Source organism: Methylobacterium jeotgali (assembly GCF_022179345.1).
Lineage (GTDB): Bacteria > Pseudomonadota > Alphaproteobacteria > Rhizobiales > Beijerinckiaceae > Methylobacterium > Methylobacterium jeotgali.
Genome location: NZ_BPQR01000039.1, coordinates 28,856 through 50,730, shown reverse-complemented (window position 1 = coordinate 50,730; position 21,875 = coordinate 28,856). Strand labels below are relative to the sequence as shown.

26 protein-coding genes are annotated in these 21,875 nt (G+C 72.3%); 16 read left to right on the top strand and 10 right to left on the bottom strand.

Going from position 1 to position 21,875, the window contains the following annotated elements; translation table 11 throughout:
* The first annotated feature begins 153 nt into the window (after window positions 1–153).
* Genes MFF04_RS11980 through cobJ form a run of 3 tightly spaced genes read left to right on the top strand, consistent with a single transcriptional unit; the run spans window position 154 to window position 2,350 of the window.
* Window positions 154–786: a precorrin-8X methylmutase gene (locus MFF04_RS11980; protein ID WP_238276046.1), complete on the top strand. Its 633-nt coding sequence runs from the start codon at window positions 154–156 to the stop codon at window positions 784–786.
* A complete protein-coding gene (locus MFF04_RS11975) occupies window positions 786–1,577 on the top strand; it encodes a precorrin-2 C(20)-methyltransferase (RefSeq protein WP_238276044.1) in 792 nt (263 codons plus the stop codon). Before MFF04_RS11980 ends, MFF04_RS11975 begins: the two co-directional genes overlap by 1 nt.
* Window positions 1,574–2,350: a precorrin-3B C(17)-methyltransferase gene (gene cobJ / locus MFF04_RS11970; RefSeq protein ID WP_238276042.1), complete on the top strand. Its 777-nt coding sequence runs from the start codon at window positions 1,574–1,576 to the stop codon at window positions 2,348–2,350. The genes MFF04_RS11975 and cobJ overlap by 4 nt, the downstream gene beginning before the upstream one ends.
* On the opposite strand, the gene MFF04_RS11965 is transcribed toward cobJ, so the two are convergent.
* Window positions 2,311–3,105, bottom strand: a complete 795-nt coding sequence (locus MFF04_RS11965) for a cobalt-precorrin-6A reductase (protein WP_238276041.1) — start codon at window positions 3,103–3,105, stop codon at window positions 2,311–2,313. The genes cobJ and MFF04_RS11965 overlap by 40 nt on opposite strands.
* On the opposite strand from MFF04_RS11965, the gene cbiE reads away from it, so the two are divergent.
* Genes cbiE through MFF04_RS11945 form a run of 4 tightly spaced genes read left to right on the top strand, consistent with a single transcriptional unit; the run spans window position 3,104 to window position 6,832 of the window.
* Window positions 3,104–4,348, top strand: coding sequence for a precorrin-6y C5,15-methyltransferase (decarboxylating) subunit CbiE (cbiE, locus tag MFF04_RS11960; protein ID WP_238276040.1), 1,245 nt, complete (start codon window positions 3,104–3,106; stop codon window positions 4,346–4,348). The two genes, MFF04_RS11965 and cbiE, sit on opposite strands and share 2 nt — an antisense overlap.
* Window positions 4,345–4,746: a cobalamin biosynthesis protein gene (locus MFF04_RS11955; protein ID WP_238276039.1), complete on the top strand. Its 402-nt coding sequence runs from the start codon at window positions 4,345–4,347 to the stop codon at window positions 4,744–4,746. Before cbiE ends, MFF04_RS11955 begins: the two co-directional genes overlap by 4 nt.
* On the top strand, window positions 4,743–5,510 hold the full coding sequence (gene cobM, locus MFF04_RS11950) for a precorrin-4 C(11)-methyltransferase (protein WP_238276038.1): 768 nt from the start codon (window positions 4,743–4,745) through the stop codon (window positions 5,508–5,510). Before MFF04_RS11955 ends, cobM begins: the two co-directional genes overlap by 4 nt.
* Entirely contained in the window at window positions 5,507–6,832 is a 1,326-nt protein-coding gene (locus MFF04_RS11945) for a cobyrinic acid a,c-diamide synthase CobB (RefSeq protein WP_283206368.1), read from the top strand. Before cobM ends, MFF04_RS11945 begins: the two co-directional genes overlap by 4 nt.
* Window positions 6,833–6,839: 7 nt before the next feature.
* Here MFF04_RS11945 and MFF04_RS11940 read toward each other — a convergent pair whose 3' ends face one another.
* A complete protein-coding gene (locus tag MFF04_RS11940; RefSeq protein ID WP_238276037.1) occupies window positions 6,840–7,253 on the bottom strand; it encodes a helix-turn-helix domain-containing protein in 414 nt (137 codons plus the stop codon).
* Between the two features lie 140 nt (window positions 7,254–7,393).
* On the opposite strand from MFF04_RS11940, the gene MFF04_RS11935 reads away from it, so the two are divergent.
* Together MFF04_RS11935 and MFF04_RS11930 are read left to right on the top strand one after the other, a co-directional pair.
* Entirely contained in the window at window positions 7,394–7,834 is a 441-nt protein-coding gene (locus tag MFF04_RS11935) for a hypothetical protein (RefSeq protein WP_238276036.1), read from the top strand.
* Between the two features lie 99 nt (window positions 7,835–7,933).
* Complete coding sequence (locus tag MFF04_RS11930; RefSeq protein WP_238276035.1) at window positions 7,934–9,436, top strand: undecaprenyl-phosphate glucose phosphotransferase; 1,503 nt, start codon at window positions 7,934–7,936, stop codon at window positions 9,434–9,436.
* A gap of 8 nt (window positions 9,437–9,444) precedes the next feature.
* Here the strand turns inward: MFF04_RS11930 and MFF04_RS11925 are convergent, their stop codons facing one another.
* Window positions 9,445–9,960 carry a Fur family transcriptional regulator gene (locus MFF04_RS11925; protein WP_373320027.1) on the bottom strand — a complete coding sequence of 172 codons (516 nt, stop codon included), beginning with the start codon at window positions 9,958–9,960 and terminating at the stop codon, window positions 9,445–9,447.
* 95 nt (window positions 9,961–10,055) lie between these two features.
* On the opposite strand from MFF04_RS11925, the gene MFF04_RS21940 reads away from it, so the two are divergent.
* The 3 genes from MFF04_RS21940 to MFF04_RS11915 are packed head-to-tail and all read left to right on the top strand — an operon-like array spanning window position 10,056 to window position 11,916.
* Entirely contained in the window at window positions 10,056–10,181 is a 126-nt protein-coding gene (locus tag MFF04_RS21940; RefSeq protein ID WP_283206367.1) for a hypothetical protein, read from the top strand.
* Entirely contained in the window at window positions 10,178–11,053 is an 876-nt protein-coding gene (locus MFF04_RS11920) for a metal ABC transporter ATP-binding protein (protein ID WP_238276034.1), read from the top strand. Before MFF04_RS21940 ends, MFF04_RS11920 begins: the two co-directional genes overlap by 4 nt.
* The gene (locus MFF04_RS11915) at window positions 11,050–11,916 is read left to right on the top strand and encodes a metal ABC transporter permease (protein WP_238276033.1); all 867 of its coding nucleotides are present in this window, start codon (window positions 11,050–11,052) and stop codon (window positions 11,914–11,916) included. Before MFF04_RS11920 ends, MFF04_RS11915 begins: the two co-directional genes overlap by 4 nt.
* Window positions 11,917–11,919: 3 nt before the next feature.
* On the opposite strand, the gene MFF04_RS11910 is transcribed toward MFF04_RS11915, so the two are convergent.
* Window positions 11,920–12,522: an exopolysaccharide biosynthesis protein gene (locus tag MFF04_RS11910; RefSeq protein ID WP_283206366.1), complete on the bottom strand. Its 603-nt coding sequence runs from the start codon at window positions 12,520–12,522 to the stop codon at window positions 11,920–11,922.
* A gap of 307 nt (window positions 12,523–12,829) precedes the next feature.
* Between MFF04_RS11910 and bcsS the strand changes: the two genes are divergently transcribed.
* Window positions 12,830–13,582: a cellulose biosynthesis protein BcsS gene (gene bcsS / locus MFF04_RS11905; protein ID WP_238276030.1), complete on the top strand. Its 753-nt coding sequence runs from the start codon at window positions 12,830–12,832 to the stop codon at window positions 13,580–13,582.
* On the opposite strand, the gene MFF04_RS11900 is transcribed toward bcsS, so the two are convergent.
* Window positions 13,549–15,135, bottom strand: coding sequence for a cryptochrome/photolyase family protein (locus MFF04_RS11900; protein WP_238276028.1), 1,587 nt, complete (start codon window positions 15,133–15,135; stop codon window positions 13,549–13,551). The genes bcsS and MFF04_RS11900 overlap by 34 nt on opposite strands.
* Window positions 15,136–15,298: 163 nt before the next feature.
* Here MFF04_RS11900 and MFF04_RS11895 point away from each other — a divergent pair, with 163 nt between their 5' ends.
* Together MFF04_RS11895 and MFF04_RS11890 are read left to right on the top strand one after the other, a co-directional pair.
* Complete coding sequence (locus tag MFF04_RS11895) at window positions 15,299–16,165, top strand: methionyl-tRNA formyltransferase (RefSeq protein ID WP_238276026.1); 867 nt, start codon at window positions 15,299–15,301, stop codon at window positions 16,163–16,165.
* Window positions 16,166–16,167: 2 nt separating this feature from the next.
* Window positions 16,168–16,344 (top strand): DUF2256 domain-containing protein, encoded by a 177-nt coding sequence (locus tag MFF04_RS11890; protein ID WP_238276024.1) that lies wholly within the window; start codon window positions 16,168–16,170, stop codon window positions 16,342–16,344.
* An 8-nt stretch (window positions 16,345–16,352) separates the two neighbouring features.
* On the opposite strand, the gene MFF04_RS11885 is transcribed toward MFF04_RS11890, so the two are convergent.
* The 4 genes from MFF04_RS11885 to MFF04_RS11870 are packed head-to-tail and all read right to left on the bottom strand — an operon-like array spanning window position 16,353 to window position 18,968.
* Complete coding sequence (locus MFF04_RS11885; RefSeq protein WP_238276023.1) at window positions 16,353–16,952, bottom strand: nucleotidyltransferase family protein; 600 nt, start codon at window positions 16,950–16,952, stop codon at window positions 16,353–16,355.
* A complete protein-coding gene (locus MFF04_RS11880) occupies window positions 16,949–17,950 on the bottom strand; it encodes a molybdopterin-binding protein (RefSeq protein ID WP_238276022.1) in 1,002 nt (333 codons plus the stop codon). The genes MFF04_RS11885 and MFF04_RS11880 overlap by 4 nt, the downstream gene beginning before the upstream one ends.
* Entirely contained in the window at window positions 17,947–18,642 is a 696-nt protein-coding gene (locus MFF04_RS11875; protein ID WP_238276021.1) for an XdhC family protein, read from the bottom strand. Before MFF04_RS11875 ends, MFF04_RS11880 begins: the two co-directional genes overlap by 4 nt.
* Window positions 18,643–18,644: 2 nt before the next feature.
* Window positions 18,645–18,968 carry an XdhC family protein gene (locus MFF04_RS11870; RefSeq protein WP_238276020.1) on the bottom strand — a complete coding sequence of 108 codons (324 nt, stop codon included), beginning with the start codon at window positions 18,966–18,968 and terminating at the stop codon, window positions 18,645–18,647.
* Between the two features lie 305 nt (window positions 18,969–19,273).
* On the opposite strand from MFF04_RS11870, the gene infA reads away from it, so the two are divergent.
* A complete protein-coding gene (infA, locus tag MFF04_RS11865; protein WP_238276019.1) occupies window positions 19,274–19,543 on the top strand; it encodes a translation initiation factor IF-1 in 270 nt (89 codons plus the stop codon).
* A gap of 61 nt (window positions 19,544–19,604) precedes the next feature.
* On the opposite strand, the gene parC is transcribed toward infA, so the two are convergent.
* Entirely contained in the window at window positions 19,605–21,854 is a 2,250-nt protein-coding gene (gene parC / locus MFF04_RS11860; RefSeq protein ID WP_238276018.1) for a DNA topoisomerase IV subunit A, read from the bottom strand.
* Window positions 21,855–21,875: the final 21 nt, after the last annotated feature.

The following is a 21,875-nucleotide window of genomic DNA, read 5'->3' as shown; positions in this document are numbered from 1 at the left end:
CACGCTGGTCGGCGAGGCCGGCGGCTACGGTATCGTCCTGGGCGGTCCCGCCTCCGCATCGCCCCGCGCGCATCTGTCTTTCGAGGCGGCGCTGGAGCGCGTAAGGAGGGCGGCTCCGGCCGAGCCCCTCGCCGACGTTTTCAAGGTTCCGACATGAGTTCGCGCCTCGACTATCTGCGCGACGGCCAGGCCATCTACGCCCGCTCCTTCGCCATGATCCGCGCCGAATCCGACCTCGCCCGCTTCCACGGCACGGCCGAGCGCACGGTGGTGCGCATGATCCACGCCTGCGGCATGACCGACCTGCCCGCCGACGTGGAGATGTCCGACGACTTCGCCGAGCGCGGCGAGGCGGCGCTGAAGGCCGGCGCCCCGATCCTCTGCGACGTGCGCATGGTCGCCGACGGCGTCACCCGCGCCCGGCTGCCGGCCGCGAATCCGGTCGTCTGCACCCTCGGCGACCTGCGGGTGCCGGGCCTCGCCGCCGAGATGGGCACGACCCGCTCCGCCGCCGCCATGGAGCTGTGGCGCGAGCACCTGCCCGGCAGCATCGTGGCCGTGGGCAACGCGCCCACCGCGCTCTTCCGCCTTCTCGAGATGCTCGACGAGGGCGTCGGCGCGCCGGCCGCGGTGATCGGCATTCCGGTCGGCTTCGTCGGGGCCGCGGAATCGAAGGAGGCGCTCGCCCGCGACGGCCGCGTGCCCTTCGTCGTCGTTCACGGGCGGCGCGGCGGCAGCGCCATGGCCGCGGCGGCCGTCAACGCGCTGGCCAGCGAGGTCGAGTGATGGAGACCGTAGAGCCGCTCATCCTCGCCGGCGCCGAAGGCCTGGGCGAGAGGCCCGTCGCGGCAAAGACCGGCACGCTCTACGGCGTCGGCATGGGCCCGGGTGATCCGGACTACCTCACCGTGCGGGCGGTGCGCGTGCTGGAGCGGGCGCCGGTGCTCGTCCATTTCTGCAAGAGGGGCCGGCGCGGCAACGCCCGCACCATCGCCGATGCGCTGGTGCGCGATCCGGCCCGCGAGCTGGCGCTGGCCTACCCATACACCACCGAGCTGCCGCCGGAGCACCCGGAATACGTCTCGGCGCTCGCTGGCTTCTACGACGACGCCTCGGCGCGGCTCGCCGACCATCTCGGCGCGGGCCGCGACGTGGCGATCCTCTCCGAGGGCGACCCGTTCTTCTACGGCTCCTTCATGCATCTCTGGCGGCGGCTGAAGGACCGCTTCCCCGTCGAGGTGGTCCCCGGCGTCACCGGCATGTCCGGCTGCTGGACGCGGGCCGGCACCCCGATCACCTGGGGCGACGACGTGCTGACCGTGCTGCCCGCCACGCTCCCGGCCGCCGTGCTGACCGAGCGGCTGCGCGGCACCGACGCCGCCGTGGTGATGAAGCTCGGGCGCCACCTGCCGAAGGTGCGCGCGGCGCTCGGCCAAGCCGGGCTTCTCGCCCGCGCCGTCTATGTCGAGCGCGGCACCATGGCGGGCGAGCGCGTGCTGCCGCTCATCGAGAAGCCCGACGACGAGGCGCCCTATTTCTCCATGGTGCTGGTGCCGGGCGAGGGCCGCCGGCCGTGAGCGGCCGGGGCCGCCTGACCGTCGTGGGCCTCGGGCCCGGCGACCCGCGCCTGCTGACGGGCGCCGCCGCGCAGGCGCTGGAGGAGGCGCAGGACCTCGTCGGCTACGAGCCCTACGTCGCCCGCGTTCCCGAACGGCCGGGCCAGCGCCGGCATGCCAGCGACAACCGGGTCGAGCTCGACCGCGCACGTCATGCCCTGGAGCTGGCCGCTTCGGGCCGGCGCGTCGCCGTGGTCTCGGGGGGCGATCCCGGCGTCTTCGCCATGGCGGCGGCGGTGTTCGAGGCCATCGAGGCCGGCGATCCGGCCTGGCGCGGCCTCGACGTGGCCGTCGAGCCCGGAATCACCGCGATGCTGGCGGCGGCCGCCCGCGTCGGGGCGCCGCTCGGCGGCGACTTCTGCGCCCTGTCGCTGTCCGACAACCTCAAGCCCTGGGCCGTCGTGGAGGCGCGGTTGGAGGCGGTGCTGCGCGCCGACCTCGTGGTGGCGCTCTACAACCCGATCTCCAAGGCGCGGCCCTGGCAGCTCGGCGCCGCCTTCGATCTCGCGCTACGCATCCGCCCGGCCGACACGCCGGTGGTGCTCGCCCGCGCAGTGACGCGGCCCGACGAGGCGATCCGCGTCCTGCCGCTCGGCGAGGCCCGGAACGCGCCAGCCGACATGGCGACCGTCGTCGTCCTCGGTGCCTCGGGCACCCGCCTGATCGCGCGGGGTGAAGGGCTGGCGCCGATCGTCTACACCCGCCGCAGCGTGCCCGCGCCGGAGGCGGCGTGACCTTGCTCGCGAGGTCCGTCGGCGAGCGCCAGGATGCGCGCCAGCGCGGCTTTCGCATCAGCCACCTGCGGCACCGCCGGCTTATGGGGCTGGCGCACGATCACCACCGGGATGCCGAGGCGGCGGGCGGCGGCGACCTTGCCGTAGGTCGCCGGACCGCCGGCGTTCTTGGTAACGACGACCGCGATGCGCTGGCTGCGCAGCACCTCGACCTCGCTCTCCTCGTCGAACGGCCCGCGGGCGAGCAGCGTCGTGATGCGCGGCACCGGCAGCGCGCCGCCGACCGGCTCGATGGTGCGGGCGACGTAGTCGTGCTGCGGCGCGCGGGCAAAGACGGCGATATCCGTGCGGCCGACCGTCAGGAACACGCGCCGCGGCGCCGTCCCGAGGGCGGCGACGCTGTCGGCGATGCTGTCGACCTCGGTCCAGTCGTCGCCGGAGAGACGCGGCCAGGGCGGTCGGCGGATCGCCAGAATCGGCACGCCCGTCCGGGCGCTCGCGGCGGCGGCGTTCGCCGAGATGTTGGCGGCGAAGGGATGGGCCGCGTCGACCAGGAGGTCGACCCGCCTCTGGCGCAGGTACTCCGACAGGCCGTCGACGCCGCCGAAGCCGCCGATCCGCGTGTCCCGCGCCGGCAGGCGGGGCGCCGCCGTACGCCCGGCGAGCGACACCGTCACGTCGAGGTCCGGCCGCACCGGCAGCGCGTCGACGAGGGCGTTGGCCTCGCTCGTGCCGCCGAGAATGAGAATGCGCATGGCGAAAGTGTCGCCTGAGCGCCCCGCCGTGTCGAGCGCGCCCCGATGGTTGTCCATCGTCGGAATCGGCGAGGACGGCCGCGAGGGGCTCTCGGCCGCCGCGCTCTCCGCGCTGGAGGGCGCCGCCGTGGTCTACGGCGGGCGCCGGCATCTCGCCCTCGCCGCCCCGTTGGCGGCCGAGTGCCGCCCCTGGCCGAGCCCGATCGCCGACGCCTATCTGGGCATCCTGGCGCTGCGCGGGCGCCCCGTCTGCATCCTCGCTACCGGAGACCCGTTCCACTACGGCATCGGCGCCGAGATCGCCCGGCTGGTTCCGGCCTGCGAGATCGCCGCCTATCCGCAGCCCTCGGCCTTCAGCCTCGCCTGCGCACGGCTCGGCTGGCCGCTGGCGGAGACCGCTTGCCTCACCCTCCACGGCCGGGCGCTGGAGCGGATCGTGCCGCACCTCCAGCCCGGCGCCCGTCTGCTCGCCCTCTCCTGGGACGGCGGGACGCCGGCGGCTGTGGCGGCGCTGCTCGCGGAGCGCGGCCTCGGCGCCTCGTCTCTGACCGTGCTCGAAGCCATGGGGGGCCCCCGCGAGCGCATCCGCGGGGGGACGGCGGACGGTTTCGCTCTCGAAGGGGTCGACCCGCTCAACACGCTGGCCGTCGAAGTCGTCGCCGCGCCGGATGCGCGGATCGTCCCCCTGGCGCCGGGCCTCGCCGACGGATGGTTCGAGAACGACGGCCAACTCACCAAGGCGGAAATCCGCGCCGTGACGCTGGCGGCGCTGGCCCCCCGGCGCGGCGAGCATTTGTGGGACATCGGCGGCGGCGCCGGCTCCGTCTCGATCGAGTGGATGCTACGCCATCCGAGCCTGTCGGCGACGGCGGTCGAGCGGCGCGCGGACCGGGCGGCGCGCATCCGGCGCAACGCCGCCGCCCTCGGCGTGCCGGACCTCGCGGTGATCGAAGGCCGCGCGCCCGAGGCCCTGGCCGGCCTGCCCGCGCCGGACGCGGCCTTCATCGGCGGCGGCGTCTCGGAGCCGGGTCTGATCGATACCGTCGCGCAGGCGCTGCCCTCCGGGGGGCGGCTCGTCGCCAACGCGGTGACGCTGGAGGGCGAGGCCGCGCTGCTCGCGGCCTTCGCGAGCCGGGGCGGAACCCTGCGGCGCATCGGGATCGACCGGGCCGAGCCTGTCGGCGGCCTCCACGCCTGGCGTCCGGGGATGCCGGTGATCCAGTGGGCGTGGAGGAAGCCGTGAGCGCGGTCGTCGTCGCCGGCATCGGCTTCCGGAAGGGCACGGGGGCGCAGGAGATCGTCGCGTTGGTGCGCGAGGCTCAGGCGCAGGCCGGGCTCGATGCGGCGCGGCTCGGCGCCCTCGCGACCGCCGAGGACCGGGCCGGAGAAGCGCCTGTCGTCACTGCCGCTGCCGCCCTCGGCCTGCCCCTGAGCGCCGTGCCCGATGCCGCGCTCCGGGAAGCCGACGCGCGCGTGCCGACGCGCTCGCCCCGCATGGAGGCGACGCGGGGCGTCGGCTCCCTCGCGGAGGCCGCGGCGCTGGCAACCTGCGGACCCGGTGGCCGGATCGTGCTGCCCCGGATCGCCAGTGCCGGCGCCACCTGCGCGCTCGCCGCGCCGTGGAGCGGGGAGGCCCCATGACCGTCCATTTCATCGGCGCCGGGCCGGGCGCGGCCGATCTCGTCACCGTGCGCGGCCGCGACCTGATCGCCGCCTGCCCGGTCTGCCTGCATGCCGGCTCCCTCGTGGCGCCGGAGATCCTCGGCTGGTGCCCGGAGGGCGCGCGGATCGTCGACACCGCCCCCCTCGACCTCGACGCCATCCTCGCGCTGATGCGGGACGCCCACGCGGCCGGCCAGGATGTCGCCCGCCTCCATTCCGGCGATCTCTCGATCTGGAGCGCGCTCGCCGAGCAGACCCGCCGGCTCGACCGCCTCGGCATTCCCTATACGGTGACGCCGGGGGTGCCCTCCTTCGCCGCCGCCGCCGCGACCCTCCGGCGGGAGCTGACGGTGCCCGGGCTCGCGCAATCCGTCGTCCTGACGCGCACCTCCGGCCGGGCCAGCGCCATGCCGGAGCGCGAGCGCCTCGCGACCTTCGCGCAGAGCGGCGCGACGCTCGCGATCCATCTCTCGATCCACGTGATCGAGACCGTCGCCGCCGAGCTGACGCCCTTCTACGGCGCCGGCTGTCCCGCGGCGGTGGTGTTCCGCGCGACCTGGCCCGACGAGCGGGTGATCGAAGGCACGCTTTCCGACATCGCCGGCCGGGTCGCCGAGGCGGGCCTGGAGCGCACCGCCCTCATCCTGGTCGGGCCGGCGCTCGGCGATACCGGCGCCGCCGAGAGCGCCCTCTACTCCGCCGGCTACGACCGCCGCTTCCGCCCGACCGGAGGCGGACGGTGAGCGGCCGTGGCATCCTCGTCGCCGCGCCGCGTTCGAGCTCCGGCAAGACGACCGTGACGCTCGCCCTGATGCGGGCCCTGCGCCGCCGGGGCGTCGCGGTGCGTGGCGCCAAATGCGGGCCGGACTACATCGACCCCGCCTTCCACGAGGCGGCGACCGGGCATCCGAGCGTCAACCTCGATTCCTTCGCCATGAACGATGCGCTCCTCGACGCGACGGCGGCCTTGGCGGCGCGGGATGCCGGGATCGTCGTCGCCGAGGGTTCCATGGGCCTCCACGACGGCATCGTCGCGGGCGCCGGGCGCACGGGGGCGAATGCCGACATCGCCGCCCGCTACGGCTGGCCGGTGGTGCTGGTGCTCGACGTCTCGGGCGCGGCGCAGTCGGCGGCCGCGGTCGCCCTCGGCTGCCGGGCCTACGATCCGCGGGTGCGGCTCGCCGGCGTCGTCCTCAACAAGGTTGCGAGCGCGCGCCATCGCCGCCTCGTCGAGGACGGGCTGCGCCGGGTCGGGATCCCGATCCTCGGGGCGATCATGCGGGATGCCGGCCTCATCCTGCCGGAGCGGCATCTCGGCCTCGTCCAGGCCCGCGAGACCTCGGGGCTCGAGGAGCGCCTCGACCGTCTCGGCGACCTCGCCGAGGCGGGTCTCGATCTCGACGCCATCCTCGCCTGCGCGGGCGGCGGCGTGCCGGACGCCGCCCCCGGCGGTCTGCCTTCCCCACCGGGACAGCGGGTCGCCGTGGCCTCCGATGCGGCCTTCTCGTTCCTCTATCCGCATATGGCGGCGGGCTGGCGGGAGGCCGGCGCCGAGCTCGTACCCTTCTCGCCGCTGGCCGACGAGGCGCCCGCTGAGGATTGCGACGCCTGCTGGCTCCCCGGCGGCTACCCGGAGTTGCATGCGGGCCGGCTCGCGGCGGCCGGGCGATTCCTCGACGGCCTGCGCCGCTTCGCGCGAACGCGGCCGCTGCACGGCGAGTGCGGCGGCTACATGGTGCTCGGCGAGAGCCTGGAGGATGCCGAGGGCGTCGGCCACGCCATGGCCGGCCTGCTCCCTGTCGCGACCTCCTACCGGTCGCGCCGTCTGCACCTCGGCTATCGGGTGGCGACGCTCGCCGCAGACTGCGTGCTCGGGCGAGCGGGCGCGCGCCTCGTGGGGCACGAGTTCCACTACGCCAGCGAGACCTCGCCTCCGCCTGCCGAGGACGTCGCCCTCGCACAGGTGACGGACGCGGAGGGCGCCGCTCTCGGACGCCGCGCCGGCCATCGCGTCGGACGCGTCACGGGCAGCTTCTTCCACCTCATCGCCGCGCGGGCGGCGTGAGGCCGACTCACTCGGCGTCGTTGGCGGCCTGGTCCGGCTGCGGCGTGGAGTGGCTGAGCTTCGCCGCGGTCCGCACGATCGAGAGCACGTCGCGGCGGGTCTGCTCGTCGCCGATCTGCGAGAAGGCGCGCAGGAGCTCGATGGCGCCCTGAGCGTTCAGGAAGCCGAACACGTCCTCCTTCGGCGCGGCGGCATCGCCCTCCTCGAAGAAGGCCGAGACCGGCACCTCGAGCAGCCGGGCGATCTCGCGCAGACGGCCGGCACCGACGCGGTTCTGGCCCTTCTCGTACTTCTGGACCTGCTGGAAGGTCACGCCGACCGCCGTTCCCAGCGCGGTCTGGCTCAACCCCCTGGCCTTGCGGAGCGCCGTGATCCGCAACCCCACCAGCCGGTCTACATCTGTCGTTTGCTTGGGCATCATCGTCCGGGCCTGTCCTCCGCCACGGGCATTAGGCCCGGCGTGTCATCATGTCCCTGATGGGGCGCCATAAGCTGTCTGAATCGATCCATCACGTTCGTGAACGAACTTAACAATATGCTAATTTCGTTGATCACGAGATCGTGAGCACCGACTTTCGGCGAATTTTTCCGTTCCCCATCCTCACTCTTGAGCGCGATCGGACAACGTTTCCGGAAGATCGGATGAGCCTGGGCCGAATCTTGGCGCTGGTATACCCGGTACAACCTGAATGTCCGATCGTCGTGATCGAAGCAGCGGCGGCGACCGTGTGCCTCGATGATCCCTTGGCGCGAATGGCCTTCTACGTTGGCACTCTCGAACAACAAAAATCAACTTTGCGAGAGCGGTTTTGCAGCATCTTTCGTCTCGGTACTTTCTACTTTGCGTTGAAAGCCGCATTTGCGGAGCGTCGGCGGACGGACCGCGACTCGTGGTTCCTCACCCTCGGCAAAGGAACGGTAACGACATTGCCAATGTCGGCGGCACGCAGGCGCCCGGTGGGCCGAAGCGAAAGAAATGCGAAAGCGGCGAGGGAGCAATAGGCATCTCTGTTGCTGATCGAGGCGTGCAGGTCGAAGCCCGGCAAATACTCGTGCCGATCTGAGACAGGCTTGGCTCATCACGGGACGAGACATCGCAAGATGTTCCACCAGGTTCCTCCTCAGAACTACCAGAGGCTCGCCGGCCCGCTCAGCCGTCGCCGCGAGGTCTGGTCCGCTCTGATGCCCCGGCGGGGACGTGCCGCGTTCCGGATCGCCATCTCGGCGACGCTGGCGGTGGCCGACGCGCTCACCATCTGCGGCCTCGGGATCGGCCTGGAGCTCGGCTACTACGCGCTGACGGAGGGCGGCCTGATCCCGTCCGCCGAGAGCCGGGCTCTGGCGCTGGCCGGCACGCTGACGCTGATCGTGGTCCTCGCCAACGCCCTTCGCGAGGAGTACGGGATCGAGAACGCCCTCTCCCGCAAGCCGCACCTGCGCCGGGCCGCCACGACCTGGCTGATGGCCTGGGGCGCGATGCTCGTCCTCGGCTTCGCCACCAAGACCACCAACGATTTCTCCCGCGTCGTCGTGCTCGGCCTGTTCGTGGCCGGGCTCCCGGCCATGATCGGCCTGCGGGCGGCGATGCTCGCCCTGGTGCGCCGGACGATCACCCCGGAGGCGGCCTCCGTGAGCCGCGTGCACCTCGTCGGCTACGAGGAGGACATCGCCCGCTTCTACGAGAGCCACGATGCCGAGGCGCTGGGCCTGCGCGTGGTTGGGACGAGCTACCTGCGCCGGGTCGAGCGCGACGCCGACGCGAACACGCGGCGCGCCCAGCTCGACGAGGACCTGGACCTCGCCGTCTCGGTCGTTCGCTTCCTGCGCCCGGACGACGTGTTCATCCTGGTGCCGTGGGGCGATGCCGCCGAGGTCGACCGCTGCGTGGACACCTTCCTGCGCACACCCGCCGCGATCCACCTGCGGCCCGGGGGCGTGCTCGACCGCTTCCCCGACATGCAGGTGGCCCGCGTCGGCCGGCTGTCGGGCATCAACATCGGGCGGCGCCCGCTCAGCATCGGGGAGATCCTGGTCAAGCGCGCCTTCGACATCTGCGTCGCCAGCCTCGGCCTCCTCGCGATCTCCCCGCTGATGGCGCTCGTGGCCCTGGCGATCAAGCTCGACAGCCCCGGCCCGGTGTTCTTCCGGCAGCGGCGCTACGGCTTCAACCAGGAGCCCTTCGGCGTCTTCAAGTTCCGCAGCATGCGCACCGAGAAGAACGCCAAGTTCGTGCAGGCGACGCGCAACGACAGCCGCATCACCCGCGTCGGCGCCTTCCTGCGCCGGACGAACCTCGACGAGCTGCCCCAACTCATCAACGTGATCCTCGGCGACATGAGCCTCGTCGGCCCGCGCCCGCACGCGCTGGCCCACGACATCAGCTTCGAGCGGCGCATCGCCCAGTACGCCCGCCGCCACAACGTCCGTCCCGGCATCACCGGCTGGGCGCAGGTGAACGGCCTGCGCGGCGAGACGCTCACCGACCTCGACATGGAGCGACGCGTCAGCCACGACCTGCACTACATCGACAACTGGTCGATCTGGTTCGACATCCAGATCATGATCCGCACCTTCTCGCCCAAGGCCTATCGCAACGCGTTCTGAGAGCCCGCTCAGGAGGCCGCGCGGGCGGTGCAGGCGCCGCACTCGCCCTCGACCTCGAGGATCCGGCTCCGCGCCTTGAAGCCCGAGAGGGCGAGCGTCCGGTCGATCTGCCGCTCGATCTCCGGCGAGGTCGTCTCGTCGATGCTGCCGCAGTTCCGGCAGATCATGAACACGAGGCCGGCCCCGTCGCCATGATCGTGGACGCAGGGCACGAAGGCGTTGCGGGTGGCGATGCGGTGGACGAGGCCGTTCTCCGTCAGGAAGTCGAGGGCGCGGTAGACCGATACGGGCGCCACCCGCCGGCCGGGGGCGCTGATGCGCTCGGCGATGTCGTAGGCGCCGAGCGGCCGCCCGTCGGCCGCGACCGCGCGCAGGACCTCGCGGCGCAGATGCGTGAACTGGAGGCCGCGCTCCCCGCACAGGCGCTCGGCCCGCGCCATCATCTCCTCGGCGTCGTGCCCGTGGTGATGGTGATCGTGGCCCCGGCACTCCGAGCCGGCCTCGGCCGATCCCCGCTCGTCCATCCCGCTCTCCGCCGACGCCATTGCTGGGTAACGATGTTACAGTGTATCAGGCGCTACGCTCCGCCGACAGCCCCTTTCTCCGGACCCGCCGCCCCGTGACACGCACCGACCGCACGACCCGGACGTCGCTGCTGCGCTCGGGGCTCGGGCCGCGCCTCGGCGCCGCGCTCCTCCTCTCGGGCGCGATCTGGCTCGCGATCCTGTGGGCGACGCGGCCGTGAGCGCGGCCCTCGCCTTCCGCCATCTGACTCTCGGCTACGACCGGCACCCGGCCGTTCACCACCTCGACGGCACGGTGGACCGGGGCGAGCTCCTCGCGATCGTCGGCCCCAACGGCGCCGGCAAGTCGACCCTGCTCAAGGCCATCGTCGGCGACGTGCCGTGCCTCGAAGGCGCGATCGGCCGCGGCGACGGCGCGCTCGCCTACCTGCCGCAGGCCGACGAGATCGACCGCACCTTCCCCTTGAGCGTCCTCGACCTTGTGGCCATGGGCCTGTGGAGCCGGACCGGGCCCTGGCGCAGCCAGGGCAGCCGCCGCGCCGCGCTCGCCGCGGCGATCGAGACGGTAGGGCTCGGCGGCTTCGAGGGCCGGCTGATCGGCACGCTCTCCGGTGGCCAGTTCCAGCGGGCCCTGTTCGCGCGGCTGATCGTGCAGGACGCCGCGGTCATCCTCCTCGACGAGCCGTTCCGGGGGATCGACGCCCGCACCACCGACGACCTGATCCGGCTGATCCTGCGCTGGCACGGAGAGGGGCGCACGGTGCTCGCCGCCCTCCACGACATGGCGCAGGTGCGCGCCCACTTCCCTCGCACGCTGCTGCTCGCCCGCGAGGCCGTGGCCTGGGGTGCGACCGCCGCGGTGCTGACCCCCGCCAACCTCTCCCGCGCCGGGCGCCTCTCCGAGGCCTGGGACGAGACCGCCGCCGTCTGCGGACGCGACGACGGCCACGGCCACGCGCATGACGACGCCCAAGACACCGAGGCCCAAGGCGCTGAGGCACAAGGCGCTGAGGCCCACCGCCACGACGATCGGATCCATGCCGGCCACGGGCACCATCACCACGACCACGCGCCCGCGAGGAAGGCCGGATGAGCGAGAGCCTTCTCGCGCCCTTCCTCGAGTTCGGGTTCATGCGCCGCGCCCTCGTGGGCTGCCTGGTGCTGTCGGTGTCGGCGCCCCCGGTCGGCGTCTTCCTGATGCTCCGGCGCATGAGCCTGATGAGCGAGGCCATGAGCCACGCGATCCTGCCCGGCGTCGCGACGGGGTTCATCGTAGCCGGGCTGTCGCTGCCGGCGATGACGTTCGGCGGGCTCGCGGCCGGGCTCGTCGTGGCGCTGCTGGCGGCGGCCGTGACCCGCACGACCATGGTGCGGGAGGATGCGAGCCTCGCGGCCTTCTACCTGATCGCGCTCGCCGGCGGCGTCCTGCTGATCTCGCTGCGCGGTTCGCAGCTCGACCTGCTGCACATCCTGTTCGGCAACGTGCTCGCCCTCGACGACGGCGCCCTCGTCCTGCTCGGCGGCATCGCGACGGTGACGCTCGTGGTGATGGCGGCGATCTTCCGGCCGCTGGTGATGGAGTGCGTCGACCCGCTGTTCCTGCGCACCGTCAGCCGGGCCGGCGGGCCGGTCCACTTCGCCTTCCTCGGGCTTGTGGTGATGAATCTCGTCGGCGGCTTCCAGGCGCTCGGCACGCTGCTCGCCGTCGGGCTGATGCTGCTGCCGGCGGTCACCGCCCGCTTCTGGGCGAGCGACCTCACGGGGCTGATCCCCGCCTCGATCCTCGCCGCGGTCGTCGCGAGCCTGAGCGGGCTCGCCCTCGCCTACCATCTCGACCTGCCGGCCGGCCCGGCGATCGTGCTCGCGGCCGGCGGCCTCTACGTCCTGTCGCTGCTGATCGGGCCCCGGGGCGGGCTCGCCCACCGGCTGATCCGGCGCCGGCACCTCGAGGCGTGAGCCTCAGAGCGCGAACAGGCTCATGAGGCCGGAGACGACGGCGTAGACGAAGCCGGCATTCACCGCGACGCCGAAGGCGCCGACGGCGAGACCGGCCAGAACCACGATCCCGTCCCGCTCCACCAGGCCGAGGCCGACGAGGCAGACCGCGATCCCGAGGGGGATCTGCCCGACGATCGGCGCGGCGACGACGAGGGCGGCCGAGAGCGTCAGCAGGATCACGCCGATCCCGCGCATGCCGAGGGCGCTGTCGAACACGGCCAGCCGCGGCCGCGACCAGCGCTCCAGGCGACGCAGCAGCGGCACGGCGCGGTTCGCCGCCCGCTCCACGTCCCGCCGGGCGACAGAGCGGCGCAGGAGCGCCTTCGGCAGCCAGGGCGAGGACATGCCCGCGATGAGCTGCACGGCGACGAGCAGCAGCAGCAGCCCGCAGATCAGCGGGATCGGCGGTGGCATCGGGAGGCAGTTCGGCAGGCCGAGGATGACGACGAGCAGCGCGAAGGCGCGGTCCTTGAGGACGGCCACGATGTCGCCGACCGTCAGCCGATCGCCTTCCTGGCTCGCGAGCACGGTCAGGACGTCGGAGGTGCGTGCGCCGGATGTCAAGGAGGCTTGGCCGTTGGCTTCTGTCCCGGCCGGGGCTCTAGCCGAGTTCACCGGCCCCGCCAAGCGCGGGCGCATGGCAGCGGCCCGGCTCCGGGCGGCCTGCCGCGACGGCAGGAAGAGAAGCCGAGATCGTATCGCTGAGGATGCCTTTTGCAGCATTTGATAACCTGAAGTTATTTTCAGTCGATGAGATGATCTGGTCTGTAATCGAACCGGACGACGATTTGAGTGGTGGACAGAGTTCGGCCGCAACTTGGCAAAACAACTTGAAGTCGCGAACCTGTCCCTTCCATCGGACCTACCCCCTTTGCAGGCTCGGAACCCATCACTCGCCCCGGCCCGGCGAAGATCGGCGCGCCTCGTCGCGACCCTGCTCCTATCCTCCGCGGCCTCCGGCGCCCGGGCCGGCGACGCCTCCCTCGATACCCTCGTCTTCGGCAGCCTCGATGCCGGGGCGGCGACCTTCCTCTCGGCGGGTGCCAAGATCGCCCTCGAGAGCCTCGACCGGCCCGGCTTCGCCGCCCTCGTCAGCGTCGGCGCGGGCCGCCGCACCGAGCGCCCCTGCGCCTGCGCCGCCTTCGCCGGATCCTCCGATCTCTCCCGCTACACCGCCCACGGCTCCGCTCTCGTCGGGTACCAGTGGTTTCAGGATTGGGGCGTTGTTGGGGCCTTCCTCGGCCCCGAGGCCGCCTTCGAGGCGCTGAGCGACGGGCGGGCCGTCGCCGCCCTGCCGGTCCGCGTCGGCGTCCGCTTCCACGGCGAGGTCTGGGCGCGGCCGACCGACGAGACCCTTGTGACGGGTACGGCGATCCTCGGCACCGCGCGCACTGACGCCTGGGTCCGCGCGAGCTGGGGATATCGCCTGTGGAGCGCCTATCTCGGGCCCGAGGCGAGCCTCTACGCCGACCGCACCGGCTACCGGAAATGGGCCGCCGGCCTCCACGCCACGGATTTCGCGGTGGCCGGCTACAGCTTCCGCCTCTCCGCCGGCGTCCAGAAGGAATCGAGCGGCGTGCGCTACGCTCCCTATATCGGCATCTCCGCCTGGACGCCGCTCTGAGGCACGGGCTCGGCCGAGAGCGAGCCGAGAAAGCGCGCGGCGTCCGCCGCGATGTGGCTGCGGCGCGCCTCGCTCATGCGGGCGAGGGTCCGGTAGGGCATCGCGAGGCGCGGGTTGCCGGAGAGCCGCGCCTCGTTCTCGATGAGGAAGTTCCAGTAGAGGTAGTTGAACGGGCAGGCCCGCTCGCCCTCCTTCCTCGACACCTCGTAGCTGCACCGGCCGCAATAGTCCGACATGCGGTCGATGTAGGCGCCCGACGCCGCGTAGGGCTTCGAGCCGAGCACGCCGCCATCGGCGAACAGCACCATGCCGTGGACGTTCGGCAGCTCGACCCATTCGTAGGCGTCGGCGAAGACGATGAGATACCATTCCTCGACCTGGGCCGGGTCGAGCCCGGCGATCAGGGCGAAGTTGCCCGTCACCATCAGGCGCTGGATATGGTGGGCGTAGGCGTGCTCGCGCGTGTCCCGCACCACCTGGGCGATGCAGTTCAGGCGCGTCTCCCCGGACCAGTAGAACCAGGGCAGGTCGCGCCTGGCGTCGAGCGCGTTGGTGCCGGCATAGTCCGGCATCCGCGCCCAGTAGACGCCGCGCACGTATTCCCGCCAGCCGAGAATCTGGCGGATGAAGCCCTCGACGCAGTTGAGCGGCGCCCCGCCCTCCCGCCAGACGCGCTCGGCGGCCTCGCAGACCTCCCCCGGCGTCAGCAGCCCGGCGTTGAGCGCCGGCGCGATCAGCGCGTGATAGAGGAAGGGCGCGCCGGTGCGCATCGCGTCCTGGTAGTCGCCGAAGAGGGGCAGGCCCTCCTCCAGGAAGGCCGCGAAGGCTTCGAGCGCCTGGGCCCGCGTCACCGGCCAGGCAAAGGCGTCGAGGTTGCCGAAATGATCGGGGAAGCGCTCCGCCACGAGGGCGATGACCTCGCGCGTGATCGCGTCCGGCGGGAAACCCGCGCGGCGGGGCGGCACCAGCTCCCGCGGCAGGGGCTTGCGGTTGTCGCGGTCGAAGTTCCACTGGCCTCCGACCGGCTCGCCCTCCTCCATCAGGAGGCCTGTGCGGCGGCGCATGGCCCGATAGAACGTCTCCATGCGCAGCGACGCCTTGCCCTCCGCCCAGGCCTCGAAGGAACGGCGCGGGCAGAGGAAGCGGTCGTCCTCGCGGATCTCCACGGGGACGGGCAGGTCATCGCGCCAAGCCTGCATCATCTCGAGGACGCGCCACTCGCCGGGCTCGACGGTGACGATCCGCTCCGGGCGATGGCGCGCGACGGCCCGTGCCAGCTCGCCGGTGAAGCTGCCGGTGTTGCCCGGCGCGTCGAGGCGCACATAGTCGACCGCGATGCCTTCCGCCTCGAGCTCGGCCGCGAAGTGGCGCATGGCCGAGAACAGGAAGGCGATCTTCTGCTTGTGGTGGCGGACATAGGTCGCCTCGGCCTCGACCTCGACGAGGAGCACGGTGTCCTGCTCCGGATCGATGTCGCGCAGGCTCGCCAGCCGCCGGTTGAGCTGGTCGCCGAGAACGAAACGCAGGACGCCGCCGCGGTGCGATCCAGTCATGCGCTCAGGGCCGCCGGTCGATGGCGTTCAGGATTCGTCGCACGCCTCGGCCCCTGTCTTCATCGCGTCGACGGCTTAGGTATCGCGCACGCCGCCGGCTCCGAGTCCAAGCCGGTTGCGCTAAGGTCGCAGGCAGGCCCTTCGAGACCGTCCGAGGCGTCAGATGAAGTTCGCGTTCGCCGGCATCGACTTCCTCGGCGGCGTCCTCGACGGGCTCGTCGGGGCGGGGTGGACGCCGATCAAGCTTTTCACCCGTCCCTGCGACGGCGTCTACGACCATAACGAGGCGGTGATCGCCCAGGCGCGGCGCTTCCGGGTGCCGATCCAGATGTCGCGCCTGCTGCCGGGCGATCTCGAGGCCCTGCACGCGGCGCACGGACGCGACTGGGCGCTCGTCGTAGCGGGTTACCCGTGGAGGATCACCGGCTGGAAGAGCCGGGTTCGCTACGCCCTGAACATCCACCCCTCGCCCCTGCCCACGGGACGCGGCCCCTACCCGCTCTTCCGCGCCCTCGCGGAGGGCTACGAGACCTGGGGCGTCACCGCCCATGTGCTCGCCGAGGAGGGCTTCGACACCGGCGACATCCTCGCGCAGGACCTGTTCCCGCTCTCCGAGCGCGACACCCACGAGACGCTGCTTGCCCGCTGCCAGATGGCTGCGGCCCGGCTCGCCTCCGGCCCGCTCGCGCAAGAGCTGCCCGCTCTCTGGCGCCGGGCCGAGCCGCAAGGCGACGGCTCCTACTGGCCCCGCGTCACCGACGCCGACCGCACCCTCGACTTCCGAGGGGACGTGGCCAGCGTCCTGCGCCGGGTGCGGGCCTTCGGCGCCATCGAGACCGTCGCCCGGCTCGGCGACAACCGGGTGTTCGTGATCGAGGCGCAGGGCTGGCAGGAGGCGCACGGGCTGACGCCGGGCACGGTCGTCCATCGCTATCGCCGGGCGATCGTGGTCGCGGCCTGCGACGGGTTCATCCAGATCAACCGCTGGAGCCCGGTCTCCCTGGTCGACGCCGCCGGCATCGGTCGCTGAGCGTGGCGCGGATGCGCCGCAAGGGCGACCTGCCCGAGAAGATCTGCGCGCAGTGCCGCCGGCCCTTCGCGTGGCGCAAGAGGTGGGAGCGGGTCTGGGACGAGGTCCGGTACTGTTCGGACCGATGCCGGGGCGAGGCGAAGCGGAGCGCGGCTTCCGCCGGCGACCGCCGGGACTGAGGGGTCGCTCAGCGCCGGCGCAGGGCGTCGAGCGCCTGGGCGGTGTCGATGTCGAGCAGGCAGCCCGGTCCGCCCTCGATCTCAATGACGTCGTCGCGCCGGGCGAGCGAGCGCCCGGCCCCGGCATCGCCGGTGAGCGCTTCGAGTTCGGACGCGAGGATCGCGAGATCGAGGAGGACCGGGTTTCCGCGCCGGCCGCCATGCACCGGCACCACAGCGCCGGGACGCGGCTGCGCGGCGCGGTAGGCGGCGGCGAGGCGGCCCAGAAGCGCCGCATCGATGCGGGGCATGTCGCCGAGCACGACGACCGCCGCATCGGCGTCTCTCTGCAGTGCGGCGATCCCGGCCTTGAGGGAGCCCGACAGGCCGTCCGCGTGCCCAGCGTTCACGACGAAGCGAAGAGGCATCGCCCGCAGGGCCTCGCGGACCGCCTCAGCCCGCGCGCCGAGCACCGCGACGGCCGGAGCCAAGCCGGCATCCCGAATGGCGAGGGCGGCGTGGCGGACGAGCGGCGCCCCGTCGAGCTCCGCCAGCAGCTTGCCATCGCCGCCGAAGCGGCTACCGCTGCCGGCCGCAAGCAGAATCGCTCCGATCCGCGGCGCACTCACCGGACGATCCGCGGGTGCGGCCGCCGGACGGTATCGAGGAGGAGACCGCCGACGCCGAGGGCGACGATGTCGGCCCGCGTGACGGGAAGGCCGGCCAGAAGCCGCCGCAGCACCCAGTCGAAGCCGTTCTCGTGGGGCGAGCGGGCGCAGCCTGGCGCGCCGATCACCGGCAGGTCGCCGAGCGAGCCGAGGAGCAGCAGATTGCCGGGATCGACCGGCATGCCCAGATGCTCGACCGTGCCGCCGGCCAGCTCGATGCCGCCCGGGATCACGTCGCGGCGGTCGGCGATCGCCGAGGCGCCGAACAGCACGACGAGCTCGATGCCCGCCTTTCGCACGGCCGCGATCCCCTCGGCGACCGCTCCGGCGCCGTGGGCGACCCGCTCCTCGGCGGCGATGACGGCCCCGGCGGGATCGAGCCGGCCGCGCAGCGCGCGAAGGGTCTTCTCGACCGTCGCCGGCTTCAGGCCCGGCAGCAGCGTCGAGACCACGCCCACCCGGCGGCGGCGATAGGGCGCGACGCCGAGCGCTGCGGAGCCCGCGGCCGCGCAGGCCTCGCGCAGGAGCGCGCCCGGAACCGCGTAGGGAATGACCTTGACGGTCGCGACCATCTCGCCGGCCGTCACCGGCCGGAACGGCGGCAGCGTCGCCACCGTCAGCCCCTCGTCGACGCTGTTCACGGCGTCGATCACCGCGCGCTCGACGAGGACGAGGCCGTCGACCGACGCGAAGAGGTTGCAGCGCCCGGTGGCCGGCGCCTCGACGCGCAATCCCTCTCCCGTCAGCCGCCCGGCCAGGGCGGCGGCCGCCTCGTCCTCGCCGACGTCGCCGGCATCGAGGCGCGCGGCGACGATCTCGCGCATCCCCTCCGCGCCGAGCCGCAACGCCGCCTCCGGCGCGATGGTCTCGCCCTTGCGCAGCACCAGCCCGGGCGTGCGCACGGTATGGGCGGAGATCGCGCCTTCCGCCTCGGACAGGGGGACGGGGCCGAACCTCATCGGTCCTGCCGGGGCCGGCGGAGGGTGGAGACGATCTCGGCCAGGATGGCGACGGCGATCTCGGCGGGGCTGACGGCGGCGATGTCGAGGCCGATCGGCGCCCTGATCCGGGCGATGTCCTCGGGCGGGAAGCCGGCCTGCGTCAGCCGCTCGACCCGCGCGGCGTGGGTCTTCCGCGAGCCCAGGGCGCCGACATAGAGGCAGCCGGCGCCGAGGGCCGCCTTCAGCGCCGGGTCGTCGATCTTCGGATCGTGGCTCAGCGCCGCGACGGCGCAGTAGCGGTCGAGGGCGGGCACCCGGTTGCCGAGCACCGCATCCGGCCATTCCGGAACGAGGTCGATCTCGGGGAAGCGCTCCGGCGTCGCGAAGGCGGTGCGGGGGTCGATGACGGTGACGGCGAGGTCGACGGCCCGCGCCATCGGCGCCAGCGCCTGGGCGATGTGCACGGCGCCGATCACCACGAGGCGCACCGGCGGCGCCTGGACGGTCAGGAAGATCTGTCGCTCGTCCGCCTCCACGAGGCCGCTGCGGCCGGCGGCGAGCGCCTTGCGCAGGGTGTCGGCCAGGGGATCGCGGTCGATCTCGGCTTCCGTGACGAGACGCTGCGTGCCGTCGCCGGTATCCGTCACCAGCACGGTAGCGCGGCGGGCGGCGCGCTCGGCGTTGAGCCTTGCGAGGGTGTCGAGATGCATGCTCAGTCGATCCGCTCGAGGAAGATGCGGATGCGGCCGCCGCAGGAGAGCCCGACCCGCCAGGCTGTCTCGTCGGCGACGCCGAACTCGACCACGCGGGCCGTGCCCTCGGTCATCACCTCCATCGCCTCCTCGACCACGGCGCCCTCGACGCAGCCGCCGGAGACGGAGCCCTGGAAGCCCCCCTCCCCGTCCACCACGAGGTGGCTGCCCACCGGGCGCGGCGCCGAGCCCCAGGTCTCGATGACCGTGGCGAGCACGGCCTGGCGTCCCTCGCGCCGCCAGGATTCGGCCGCGGCGAGGATATCGGTGTCGGTGGCGATCATGCTGGCTTTGCGTCCCGGCCCGCGTCGCGGGGCCTGTCGGGAGAGGAGGTAGGATTCCCCGCCGGTTCCGCCAAGCGGCGGCCGGCATGGCAGACCCGAGGCTCGAAAGCTGTCGATGGGAAGCGCCGTCCCGGCCGGCAAGCTTGCGCCGGAGTAGTGCGAAGACTACATGCGGGGCACGTCTGAAGGCTTCGCGCGCGATCCCACCCGGATCGGACCCGCCGCCACGGGCGTTTTGCTGATTGCCCAGGAAAGTCGGCCCCGGATTCTCCGAAGGGCCCGAGCGGCCGGGCCGGAGACGGTGGATGGCGAAAGAAGAGTTGATGCAGTTCGACGGTCTCGTTCTCGAGATCCTGCCCGACGCGCGCTACCGCGTGCAGCTCGACCAGGGCCACGAGATCGTGGCCTACACGGCGGGCAAGATGAAGAAGAACCGCATCAAGACGCTCGCCGGCGACCGGGTGACGGTCGAGATGTCGCCCTACGATCTCGAGAAGGGCCGCCTCGTGTTCCGCCACAAGGACGAGCGCTCCGGCCCCCGCCCCCCCGTCCGCGGTCAGTTCCGCCGCCGCTGAGGCCGCCCCCGACCTTCGCCGAACCGGTCTTTCCTTCGGCCGAAGGCGGCCTGTCGCTCTTTCACTTCCCGAACCGCTCGAATTTCGGGAAGCTGCGGGTCATCAGCGCGCCGACATCGGCCCGGTGGCCCACCCAGCGCTCCAGAACGCCCGCGTTGGCGAGCCGGCTCACCCCGCCCGTCTCCCGCCAGGGCAGCCCCTCCGCCATGGCGAACACGCAGGCATCCGTCAGGCTTGCGGTCCGGCAGCGCTGAAGCCGCATGCCCTTGCCGCGCGACAGCTCCGGCAGCTCGCTCGCGGGGAAGACCAAGAGCAGCCGGTCCGAATTGCACACGGCGACATGGTCGCCGTTCGCGGGAACGAGCACCGTCGCGGTTGCGCTTCCGTCGAGGCCGAGGATGCTCTTGCCCTTGCGGGTGTTGGCGACGAGCGCATCCGCCGGCGCCAGGAAGCCGCGCCCATCCGACCCCGCGATCAGAAGCTTGCCCTCCGGCTGATAGGGCAGCGCCGCGACGATCTCGGTGCCGTCGTCGAGATCGACCATCAGGCGGATCGGATCACCGAAGCCGCGCCCGCCCGGCAGCTTCGAGGCGTCGAGCGTGTAGACCTTGCCGTTGGAGGCGAGCACCAGCACCTTCGCCGTCGTCTCGCTCGGGAAGGCGATCTTGAGGCTGTCGTCGCCCTTGAAAGCGATGCCCGAGAGGTCCGCGACATGGCCCTTGAGCGCGCGAATCCAGCCCTTCGCCGACACGATCACGGTGATCGGCTCGCGCTCGACCAGCGCCGCCGTGAGGTCGATACCGGCGGTGTCCGGCGGGTTCTCCAGGGTGGTGCGGCGACGCCCGATCTTGGTCTCGGGGCCGAAGGTCTTCTTCACCTGCCTGATCTGGCCTGTGATCGTCTTCCACTGGAGCGCGTCCGAGCCGAGAAGGCTCTCGATCCCCTCCTTCTCGGCGGTGAGGTCGGTAAATTCGCGCTTCAGCTCCATCTCCTCGAGCTTGCGCAGCGCCCGCAGGCGGGTGTCGAGGATGGCGTTGGCCTGGATCTCGGTGAGGCTGAAGCGCGCCATGAGCGCGGGCTTCGCCTCGTCCTCCTCGCGGATGATGCGGATCACCTCGTCGAGGTCGAGATAGACGATGAGCAACCCGCCGAGGATCTCGAGCCGCCGCTCGATCTGCCCGAGCCGGTAGCGGGAGCGGCGCTGGAGCACCGTGCGGCGATGGTCGAGCCATTCCCGCAACGCCTCGGCCAGCCCGATGACGCGGGGCACCTGCCCGCCGACGAGGACGTTCATGTTGAGCGAGACCCGCGACTCCAGCTCGCTCAGGCGGAACAGCGACTCCATCAGGATGACCGGGTCGACGCTGCGGGAGCGCGGCTCCAGCACGATGCGCACGTCCTCGGCGGACTCGTCGCGCACGTCGGCGAGCAACGGCAGCTTCTTCTCCTGGAGAAGCTCGGCGAGCTTCTCGATGAGCCGCCCCTTCGGCACGCCGTAGGGGATCTCGGTAACGACGATGGTCCAGGTGCCGCGGCCGAGATCCTCCTTCGCCCAGCGCGCCCGCACTCGGAAGGCGCCGCGTCCGGTGCGGTAGGCCTCGACGATGGAGGCACGGGAATCGACCAGGATGCCGCCGGTCGGGAAGTCCGGCCCTTGGACGAAGGTCTCGACGAGCTGCTCGGAGGTCGCCTCGCGATGGCCGATCAGGTAGAGGGCCGCATCGCAGAGTTCCGCCGCGTTGTGGGGCGGGATCGAGGTCGCCATGCCGACCGCGATGCCCTGGCTGCCGTTGGCGAGCAGGTTCGGGAAGGCCGCCGGCAGCACGACCGGCTCTTCCTTCTCGCCGTTGTAGGAGGGGCGGAAATCGACGGTGTCCTCGTCGATGCCGTCGAGGAGAAGCCTCGCGACCTCGGTGAGCCGGGCCTCGGTGTAGCGGTAGGCGGCGGGGCCATCGCCGTCGATGTTGCCGAAGTTGCCCTGCCCGTCGACCAGCGGATAGCGCTGCGCGAAATCCTGGCTCAGGCGCACAAGGGCGTCGTAGATCGCCTGGTCGCCGTGGGGGTGGAAGTCGCCCATCACGTCGCCGACGATCTTGGCGCATTTCTTGTGCGCGGTGTTCGGGTCGAGCCGGAGCAGGCGCATCCCGTAGAGGATGCGGCGGTGGACGGGCTTCAGCCCGTCCCGGGCATCGGGCAGCGCGCGCTGCGTGATCGTGGAGAGTGCGTAGGCGAAGTAGCGCTCCTCCAGCGCCGATTTCAGCTCGACGCTCTCGATGCCGTCCCCGCCCGGGGGCTCGAAGATCTGACCCATCACGCTTTACCGATCGGCCGG